Annotated in this window: 5 protein-coding genes; 2 read left to right on the top strand and 3 right to left on the bottom strand. The window is 50.2% G+C overall.

Annotation, left to right across the window (positions count from 1 at the left end; translation table 11 throughout):
- Together ACZAHD_RS21465 and yjeJ are read left to right on the top strand one after the other, a co-directional pair.
- Window positions 1–1,259, top strand: a 1,259-nt coding sequence (locus ACZAHD_RS21465; protein ID WP_462458549.1) for a peptidase domain-containing ABC transporter, incomplete at its 5' end; no start/stop codon positions are given.
- 14 nt (window positions 1,260–1,273) lie between these two features.
- Window positions 1,274–2,137 carry a YjeJ family protein gene (yjeJ, locus tag ACZAHD_RS21460; protein ID WP_462458548.1) on the top strand — a complete coding sequence of 288 codons (864 nt, stop codon included), beginning with the start codon at window positions 1,274–1,276 and terminating at the stop codon, window positions 2,135–2,137.
- Window positions 2,138–2,191: 54 nt separating this feature from the next.
- Here yjeJ and ACZAHD_RS21455 read toward each other — a convergent pair whose 3' ends face one another.
- The 3 genes from ACZAHD_RS21455 to ACZAHD_RS21445 form a co-directional block, all read right to left on the bottom strand.
- Complete coding sequence (locus tag ACZAHD_RS21455; RefSeq protein WP_004152419.1) at window positions 2,192–2,545, bottom strand: DUF4156 domain-containing protein; 354 nt, start codon at window positions 2,543–2,545, stop codon at window positions 2,192–2,194.
- A 260-nt stretch (window positions 2,546–2,805) separates the two neighbouring features.
- Window positions 2,806–4,452, bottom strand: a complete 1,647-nt coding sequence (gene groL / locus ACZAHD_RS21450) for a chaperonin GroEL (RefSeq protein WP_008807218.1) — start codon at window positions 4,450–4,452, stop codon at window positions 2,806–2,808.
- 37 nt (window positions 4,453–4,489) lie between these two features.
- Window positions 4,490–4,783 carry a co-chaperone GroES gene (locus ACZAHD_RS21445; RefSeq protein WP_003855929.1) on the bottom strand — a complete coding sequence of 98 codons (294 nt, stop codon included), beginning with the start codon at window positions 4,781–4,783 and terminating at the stop codon, window positions 4,490–4,492.
- Window positions 4,784–5,086: the final 303 nt, after the last annotated feature.

Genomic DNA, 5,086 nt, shown 5'->3' with positions numbered 1-5,086 from the left:
ATAGTATCGTTACCGGCATCATCGACTCGATAATGACAATCGGTTTATTGGTGATGCTGACCTTATATGGTGGTTGGTTAGTCTGGGTCGTCATCGGCTTTACCATTTGCTATGCGATTATGCGCTTTGCTACCTATAGCTTTTATCGTCGCGTAACGGAAGAACAGGTAGTTAAAGGCGCACGTGCTAACTCCCACTTTATGGAGTCACTTTATGGCATTTCTACGATCAAAGCACTGAATTTAAAAGAACGTCGCTCACAGCATTGGCTGAATCTTAACGTTGACGCCAGCAATGCAGGAATCAAGCAAACTCGATTCGATATGATGTTTGGTGGCATTAATACCTTTATCACCTCAATCGATCAGGTAGTGGTACTGTGGTTGGGTGCCATTATGGTAATTGATAATGAGATGACGCTCGGTATGTTTATGGCATTTAACGCCTATCGGGGTCAGTTTTCTCAACGTGCATCGAATCTCATTGATTTGGTGATGCAGCTTCGTATGCTCTCACTGCACAACGAACGTCTATCAGAAATAGCATTTAGTGAACCAGAAAAAGAACTTCCATCGCGGCGTGTTTTTACGGAAAACACTGGCGTAAAACTTGAAGTGAGAAATCTTAGTTATCAATACGATCCTTTTTCACAACCCATCTTTACAAATTTGAACATAACCGTTGCTCCTGGAGAATCAGTCGCGCTAATTGGCCCATCTGGCGTAGGGAAAACCACACTATTAAAAGTCATGTGCGGATTGCTCTCACCGGATTCAGGCGAAATACTGGCGGATAATCTGGAGATTAAAAAGATTGGTTTGAATAACTATCGTCTTGGTATCGCCTGCGTACTCCAGGAAGATCGCCTCTTTTCCGGCTCCCTTATTGATAATATAAGTGGCTTCGATGATAACGCCGATCTTGATTTTGTGATGGAGTGTGCCAGACGGTGCAACATTCATGATGAAATTATGAAGATGGCTATGGGATACGAAACCATTGTCGGCGAACTTGGGCTGGGTATTTCAGGTGGGCAAAAGCAGCGTATCCTGATCGCCCGCGCACTGTATCGCAAACCGAGTATTTTATTCATGGATGAGGCTACCAGCCATCTTGACCTCAGAAATGAGTCGGTTATCAATCAGTCTATTTCAGCGCTAAGTATCACCCGCATTATCGTCGCGCATCGACCATCGACCATTGCATCCGCCGATCGTGTTATCGATCTCTCACAATCAAAGTCGGTGACTACTGCTTAATAAAGGAGAAGAATATGCAAGGAACGTTTATAGGTTTTAATACCGCAGGAATTACCTTTGAAGAGCGATTTTTAGCGTTGCTGCTGAAAGTTAAGAAGGAAAATGGCTTTTGCGAGATTTACTATCTTCAGGCACCGGTGCTAGCTGATCTGCTCCTGATACTGCAGAGCAGAATGGCTGTGATTTTCCAGCGGCTTGAAAACCAGGGAGAGGCCTATAAAGATGAGCTTATCACGTATAATGAGGCACTTGTTGCCAATATTCCTCAGGTTGAGACGGCTGAAATACAGCAACCATCCCCTGAGCGGCGAATCATGTCCATTACGCTCAAACCTGGCGAAACACAGTCAACGTTAATTCTTGTATTTCAGGATGAACAAATTAGTACTTTATGTATTGACGATCTGCAAATCGAAGCATTAATTATCGGTATTCAACAAGCATTAAAAACAGTCGGCGACCAGGAACTGGTTCAGTATTTAAGTTCAAATATGGATTTTTTAATGTGCTATACCGTCGACTTAACCACTCAGCCCAATATCGATTACCAGCAGTATCCCCAGGAAGACTGGAAGCTAAACCTGTTTTCCCATTATCTGGGCGTACTGTACTGCTGCGAGACGGAGGAAGGGAAGAAAATTGTCTCCGGTGCGGTAGTCAAAACCAGCGTACCGCATCTGTCTGAACTGGAAAACAACATCGTGATGCAGCTTATCGAGAAAAGCCCCAAGCTCAAGGCGATGCACGCGGAGCTGGCGCCATGCCAGATCTTCAGTACCATTATCCCTTCCCAGCCGGGAAGAATGCTCAGTCTGGAAGAGTGCCTGCGTCCTCTGCACGCCTTCTATCTGGAGAAGAAAGCGGAGCTTAGCGCCTGATCCTCATCTAGCGACCACGCCTCTCTCCGCGCTCGCAGAGAGAGGCGTCACGCATCAGTTCGGGCACTTATAAACCTGGCCGTTCATTTCGCTGTCGGTAGGTACAAAGCTCGACAGCAGATTCTGCGTCGGGCTGCTGACGCCGTAAATCACGTTGCCGCCCATCGCTGCCGCTTGGTTACGCAGAGCGTTCGCCGCACCGCGCATAGAACCACCCTCATCGCCATTCTGGCCGGAGAGCCAGTTGCTCTGTTTACCCGTCGCGGTCCCTAACAGCTGACACTCTGCGCCCGGCTTCTCCTGCACGAAGCGCACATTCTGGCCGGCAGAGGTTAATTCATTGCTGGAACTGCAACCTGCCAACAGTAAGGCTGCGCCGACAATCCCTGCTAAATATTTTACCTGCATGTTATTCCCCATGATCGATGAGCTGGACGCACTGGCCCGGATGTAAATCTGTCATCCTTCAAACTGCGTCGGCATGAGCCGCGTTCATTTCCTCCCCGGTCGCGCTTGTCAGTTCACGCCCGAAACGGAGGTGCTTGCCGCTCTGATGCAGCTTAAATGATTTTTATGTATAAGCCTTATACTAAAAAGCGCGCCAAAAGAAAAACCCCCAGCCATTGCTGGCCAGGGGTTTCTGCTTTTTTATGCCGTAGAGCGCACGATTACATCATGCCGCCCATACCGCCCATGCCGCCCATACCGCCAGCAGCACCTAAATCAGGCGCGTCGCCTTTCGGCAGGTCGGTCACCATGCACTCGGTGGTGATCATCAGACCAGCCACGGATGCCGCGTACTGCAGAGCAGAACGGGTCACTTTGGTTGGGTCCAGGATACCGAAGTCGATCATGTTGCCGTATTCTTCAGTTGCTGCGTTGTAACCGTAGTTACCGTCGCCAGCTTTCACGTTGTTAGCAACAACAGACGGCTCTTCACCGGCGTTGGACACGATCTGACGCAGCGGTGCTTCCATTGCGCGCAGCGCAACTTTGATACCGACGTTCTGATCTTCGTTCTGACCGGTCAGGCCAGCGAGTTTCGCCGCAACGCGAACCAGCGCTACGCCGCCGCCAGCCACCACGCCTTCTTCAACCGCAGCACGGGTTGCGTGCAGGGCGTCGTCGACGCGTGCTTTTTTCTCTTTCATTTCAACTTCGGTAGCCGCACCGACTTTGATTACTGCCACGCCGCCAGCCAGTTTAGCGACACGTTCCTGCAGTTTTTCACGGTCGTAATCGGAGGTCGCTTCTTCGATCTGCTTACGGATCTGAGCTACACGGCCCTGGATTGCAGACTCTTCGCCAACGCCATCGATGATGGTGGTGGTGTCTTTGTTGATAACCACGCGTTTCGCCTGGCCCAGATCTTCCAGAGTCGCTTTTTCCAGCTCCATACCGATCTCTTCAGAGATAACGGTACCGCCAGTCAGGGTAGCGATATCCTGCAGCATGGCTTTACGACGGTCGCCGAAGCCCGGTGCTTTCACCGCAGCCACTTTAACGATGCCGCGCATGGTGTTAACCACCAGGGTCGCCAGCGCTTCGCCTTCAACGTCTTCAGCGATGATAACCAGCGGTTTGCCAGCTTTCGCTACGGCTTCCAGAACCGGCAGCATTTCGCGGATGTTGGAGATTTTTTTATCAGCCAGCAGGATGAACGGGCTTTCCAGCTCAACGGCACCGGTGTCCGGCTTGTTGATGAAGTACGGAGACAGGTAGCCGCGGTCGAACTGCATACCTTCAACTACGTCCAGTTCGTCTTCCAGACCGGTACCGTCTTCAACGGTGATCACGCCTTCTTTACCGACTTTATCCATCGCTTCCGCGATCAGTTTACCGACGGTTTCGTCGGAGTTAGCGGAGATGGTACCAACCTGAGCAATCGCTTTAGAGTCAGAGCACGGTACGGACAGCGCTTTCAGTTCTTCAACGGCGGCAATGACAGCTTTGTCGATACCACGTTTCAGATCCATCGGGTTCATGCCTGCTGCAACAGCTTTCAGGCCTTCGTTCACGATAGCCTGAGCCAGTACGGTTGCGGTGGTGGTACCGTCGCCTGCCGCGTCGTTCGCTTTAGAGGCAACTTCTTTCACCATCTGCGCACCCATGTTTTCGAACTTGTCTTCCAGTTCGATTTCACGAGCAACGGAAACGCCATCTTTAGTGATGGTCGGCGCGCCGAAGGATTTGTCCAGCACCACGTTGCGGCCTTTCGGGCCCAGGGTCACTTTAACTGCATCTGCCAGTACGTTTACGCCGCGCAGCATTTTTACACGAGCGTCGTTACCGAATTTTACGTCTTTTGCTGCCATTTCTTTTATTCCTCAAATTCGTTCAGGGTCGTGCGAATTACGCTTCAACAATTGCCAGGATGTCGCTTTCGGACATGATCAGCACTTCTTCGTTGTCGATCTTCTCAGACTTCACGCCGTAGCCATCGTTGAAAATCACGATGTCACCAACTTTAACGTCCAGCGGCTGCACAGTTCCGTTTTCCAGAATGCGGCCTTTACCGACAGCGATGATTTCGCCACGAGTTGATTTAGCTGCCGCAGAACCGGTCAGAACGATGCCGCCTGCAGATTTGGTTTCAACTTCTTTACGTTTGACGATCACACGATCATGTAACGGACGAATACTCATTGATAGCTCTCCTTCGAGAAAGTCATTATCAGTTATGGGTGACGCCGGGCCGAACGCGGTTTACCGGCTAGTGCAGAGAGAGATGGGGGTGGCCATTTCCCGCTTCAAGGGCAAAATCAAAAAAAATTTTTACCTTTGCGCTAGCGCGCAAAAAGCAGCGCTATCGGCCAATGCGTCATAAGGAAAAGCGATTGTGATACTCTCTTTTTTTTCACTGGCGCAGGATGGAATCATGAGTGGTTTAAAACAGGAGTTGGGACTGGGACAGGGAGTCGGATTACTTTCCACCTCATTGCTGGGTAC

It is taken from the genome of Raoultella sp., assembly GCF_039594335.1.
GTDB lineage: Bacteria > Pseudomonadota > Gammaproteobacteria > Enterobacterales > Enterobacteriaceae > Klebsiella.
The sequence above is the reverse complement of the archived record's forward strand: the minus strand, read 5'-3'. Positions and strand labels throughout refer to the sequence as shown.

What these genes read in the sequence shown, in the direction of transcription:
- groL (WP_008807218.1), bottom strand. Translation starts at nt 4,452, where the DNA reads ATGGCAGCAAAAGACGTAAAATTCGGTAACGACGCTCGTGTAAAAATG.
- ACZAHD_RS21455 (WP_004152419.1), bottom strand. Translation starts at nt 2,545, where the DNA reads ATGCAGGTAAAATATTTAGCAGGGATTGTCGGCGCAGCCTTACTGTTG.
- yjeJ (WP_462458548.1), top strand. Translation starts at nt 1,274, where the DNA reads ATGCAAGGAACGTTTATAGGTTTTAATACCGCAGGAATTACCTTTGAA.
- ACZAHD_RS21445 (WP_003855929.1), bottom strand. Translation starts at nt 4,783, where the DNA reads ATGAGTATTCGTCCGTTACATGATCGTGTGATCGTCAAACGTAAAGAA.